General features: G+C 48.1%; 1 protein-coding gene. It reads left to right on the top strand.

Features of this window, described 5'->3' with window-relative positions; translation table 11 throughout:
* A partial coding sequence (locus Q0369_RS03265) for a TonB-dependent receptor (RefSeq protein ID WP_298095911.1) occupies positions 1–1,440 on the top strand: 1,440 nt, incomplete at both ends.

Raw genomic sequence — 1,440 nt, 5'->3', positions numbered from 1 at the left:
AAAACCGCGGTTACCGCGATCTGCGCGAAATTTTAGAAAAGGCGCCGGGGGTTAGCTTTCACGGCGATACGGTCGATCTGCGCGGGCAGGGTCAGAAGGCAAATACCTCCGTCAAGGTTCTTCTCAACGGAGTCGCGCTCAATATGATCGACACGACGCCAACGACTATCCCGATCGATCTCATCCCGATCGAAGATATCGAGCGCGTGGAGATAATCCCCGGAGGCGGTAGCGTGCTTTACGGCAGCGGCACCAGCGGCGGCGTGATAAATATCATCACGAAAAAGGGAGCCAGATACCCGTACGCCAATATCTCTACCAAGATCGCGTCGTATAATTACAATGATCTAAATTTAGGGCTCGGCGGCAACGTGAGCGAGAATTTGTTTCTAAAAACCGCCGTAAAGGGCTTTAAGCAGCGCGGATACCGCAAGGGCGAGAAAAATACCGGCTATTACGGCTCGCTCGGGATGCATTATAAAATTTCGGACGATCAAAGCATCTCTTTTGATCCGAGCTATTATCAGGCGCGAACCTATTCGGTGCCGAGCTTAGGGCTTGCCGAGCTGAGAGCGGATCGCCGCCAGCAAGGAGGTGAACGGACTTTTACCAAAAGTACGCGGGCAAATTTCGATTTCGGCTACACGGTAAAATTCGGCGATAAAATCGAAGCAAATTTGCATCCTTATTATCAAGATATCAGGATCATTCAGAGCGGATTTGTGATGAAAGACCGCAAAGAGGGGGCAAATTTAAAAGGCAAGCTCGACTACGACAGCGGCGAGTTCATAGCGGGATATGATTATCTCAAAAACAAGGGCTTTCGTAGGATAAATTTTGATGTCGCGATGAATCCTATGATGAGCCGTTCGCAGCTTACGATCTTTGATATGCAAAAGCTTACCCACTCGGTCTATGCTTTAGAAAAGCACAATTTCACCGAGGCGTTTTCGCTTAGCGCGGGCGGTCGGTTTGAGCGCGCCGAATACAAAGTAAATCGCAGGGTTTTAACTACTATAAAAAGGATGGGAAATATAATCTCGCAGACGCAAAATAGCACCCGAGTAAGCGATGATAAAAATAATTACGCTTTTGAGATCACGCCAAATTTTAATTATTCCAAAGACGGCAATCTGTATTTTAAATTTGAGCGCGGCTATATCTCTCCAGGCCCCAATCAGCTCATCGACAAGCTCGGTCGTAACGGTCCTTATGTGCTTAATAACCTCAAATCCGAAACCTTTAAAACCTACGAGATCGGCCTTAAGGATCTAATCTACGGGCAGTACGTGAGCGCGACGATATTTTGGACCGATACGAAAAACGAGATCGTAAATGAAACCCTGGGCAGCTCGATCACCGACGGTTGGCATTTTATCAATATTGACGAGACGCGCCGCAAGGGCGTGGAGCTGTATGCGGAGCAAAGTCTGCTTTCAA

Source organism: uncultured Campylobacter sp. (assembly GCF_938030685.1).
GTDB lineage: Bacteria > Campylobacterota > Campylobacteria > Campylobacterales > Campylobacteraceae > Campylobacter_B.
This window is presented reverse-complemented; position numbering and strand designations above follow the sequence as displayed.